2 protein-coding genes are annotated in these 2,487 nt (G+C 64.6%); one reads left to right on the forward strand and one right to left on the reverse strand.

Annotation, left to right across the window (positions count from 1 at the left end):
* Positions 1-113: 113 nt before the first annotated feature.
* Positions 114-1,085 (reverse strand): IS110 family RNA-guided transposase, encoded by a 972-nt coding sequence (locus tag FS320_RS41675; protein ID WP_152718425.1) that lies wholly within the window; start codon positions 1,083-1,085, stop codon positions 114-116.
* Between the two features lie 198 nt (positions 1,086-1,283).
* Here FS320_RS41675 and FS320_RS41680 point away from each other — a divergent pair, with 198 nt between their 5' ends.
* Positions 1,284-2,309: an IS110 family RNA-guided transposase gene (locus tag FS320_RS41680; RefSeq protein WP_162003603.1), complete on the forward strand. Its 1,026-nt coding sequence runs from the start codon at positions 1,284-1,286 to the stop codon at positions 2,307-2,309.
* Positions 2,310-2,487 lie beyond the last annotated feature (178 nt).

Here is a 2,487-nt window from a genome sequence, read left to right on the forward strand (position 1 = left end):
TTCGCCGGGTTCATCGACCGGCTGAGGCTTTAATGTTGGACCTGTCGAGCGATGGCGTAGAGCCTCGCGGGCGATCGTATGGACAAAGCTGATCGCAAACCTTGCACCATTGTCTAACACGCCACGGCGAGTTTCCTCGCCACAGCAACGGCTGCCCGCTTGAAGTCGACCCGCTCCCGGAGCTTGAGGCCCCATCGCCGCAGGCCGCTCTCGGCCGAGCTGCGGGTCAGGATGACCGTGGCCGCCTCAAACAGAAGCCCCCGCACCTGGCGATCGCCCCGGCGGGAGATATGGCCGTCGTAATCGACCTCGCCCGACTGGTAGCGTCGGGTGGTCAGCCCCAACCAGGCGCCGACGGAACGGGACCGCTTGAAGTTATCTGGATCCTCGATAGCGGTCGCAAAGGACGTTGCGGTGATCGCCCCGACACCAGGGATCGACATGAGAATGCGGCAGGCTTGGTTCTGGCGCGCGCCGGCCACAAGTTGACGGCCGAGCTCCATGGCTCGGATGCGCAGGCCGCGCCACGCTTCCAGCATCGGCAGCACGATGGCGGAAAGCCCGTCCTGACCAACCAGAAGGCTGCGGACATTCTTCTCGAATGTGCTGCCCTTGCCAGCGGGAACGACCAAGCCGAAGGTCTTCATGAGACCGCGGATCTGGTTGGAGAGCTCGGTTGTGATCCGCACCAGCCGAGTGCGGGCTGCGACAAGTGTGCGGGTCAGCATGCTGTCGAAGCCCTTCACCCGCACCTCACGGAAGAAGCCCACTTCCGCCAGATGAGCCAGGCCATCGGCATCGTTCGCATCGGTCTTGTTCGCCGCCATGTCGAGGGCGGCCTTGGCATGACGAGCATCGATGCAGATCGCCGGCAGCCCCTCGGCTCGAAGGGCATGATAGAACCACACGGACAAGGGACCGGTCTCGAACACGACCCGCTTCACAGACGACGCGCGCTTGCGGATCAGGTCAGCAATCAGCTTGGGATCAGAAGGGCACTTGCCGCGCCAGACGCGCTTGCCGCCCCGGCGGATCGACACCGCCGTCTCTTTCATCGACACGTCGAGCCCGATATAGTCGTCCATGGCTGTTCTCCATTCGATGCTTGGGCCCGGCTTCCCGTCGTGAGCCCGTACTTTCATCTTATCGGGGAACAGCCACCAGCTTCCATGAGCGTGACTGCAGATCCAGGGCGACTCGCTCCCGCGATTACCCCATGTGGACGCCCCCGACGGCCTCGCTGTGGCAGAGTGGGTGTCGAACACCCGTTGAAGGAGGCGTCTGTGGGTCAGGTGAGCACAATCGGATTGGACATCGCTAAGCACGTTTTCCAGGCGCATGGAGCCGATGCGTCGGGTCATGTCGTCTTTCGCAAGAAGATCACCCGCGCGAAACTGATCGAGTTCATGGCCTCGCAGCCGCCGTGCCTGGTGGCCCTGGAAGCCTGTGGCGGGGCCCATTACTGGGCACGCGAGATCGCCCAACTGGGTCACACGGTCCGCCTGATCCCGCCGGCGTATGTCAAACCGTTCGTAAAGCGGCATAAGAATGATGCGGCTGATGCCGAGGCGATCTGCGAGGCGGCCCAGCGGCCCAACATGCGGTACGTGGCCGTGAAGGACGAGGAGCAGCAGGCCAAGACCGTCGTGTTCCGGGCGCGCGACCTTCTGGTGCAGCAGCGGACCCAGGTGATCAATGCTCTGCGCGGCCACCTGACGGAATATGGATGCATCGTGCCAAAGGGACCGGCGCACGTGGCGCGGCTGATCGCGTGGATCGAGGACCCTGCCTCGCAGCTGCCGGAGAGCGCACGGGCGGTGTTCAAGGTGCTGATCGACAGCCTGAAGGTGGTGGACACGCAAATTGCCGGTCTGGATGCCGAGATTGCCCGACGATCGCGCGAGGATCCGATCGCCCGCCGGCTGATGACCATTCCGGGGATCGGCCCCATTACGGCCACCGCGATCACGGCACTGGCCCCACCGCCGGAGACGTTCCGCAAGGGCCGGGACTTTGCCGCTTGGCTGGGGCTGACGCCCTTGCAGAAGTCGACCGGCGGCAAGCAGAGGCTCGGCGCAATCTCGAAGATGGGCGAGCGCACCTTGCGCCGGCTGCTCATCATCGGCAGCAGCGCCGTGGTGCATCAGGCCTGCAAGCGCGGAGCCCCCGCCGGCTCGTGGCTGGCCCAGATGTTGGCGCGCAAGCCGCGCATGCTGGTCACGGTCGCGCTGGCGAACAAAATCGCTCGCGTGGTTTGGGCCCTGCTGATGAAGGGCGAAGTTTATCGAGCTCCGGTCGCAGCGGCGTAAAGCTGGCTGCGAGCGAGAGGCTGTCGACGGCGTAGGCGGGCGAAGGAGGGTATGGCGCAACGGTCGATGAGACGGGGTCAGGAAAACCAGTGTGCAACAACGCGCCTCGAGCGCGCCGCTTTGAATTGGACCTGATCCGCGAACTCCATCCGGGCCCGCGGCATGTGAATGGCCGCAG

Source organism: Microvirga tunisiensis (assembly GCF_009296175.1).
In the GTDB taxonomy this organism is placed as follows: domain Bacteria; phylum Pseudomonadota; class Alphaproteobacteria; order Rhizobiales; family Beijerinckiaceae; genus Microvirga; species Microvirga tunisiensis.

Bases quoted from the DNA above. Each gene is read 5' to 3' on its own strand.
- FS320_RS41675 (WP_152718425.1), bottom strand. From the start codon at position 1,085: ATGGACGACTATATCGGGCTCGACGTGTCGATGAAAGAGACGGCGGTG.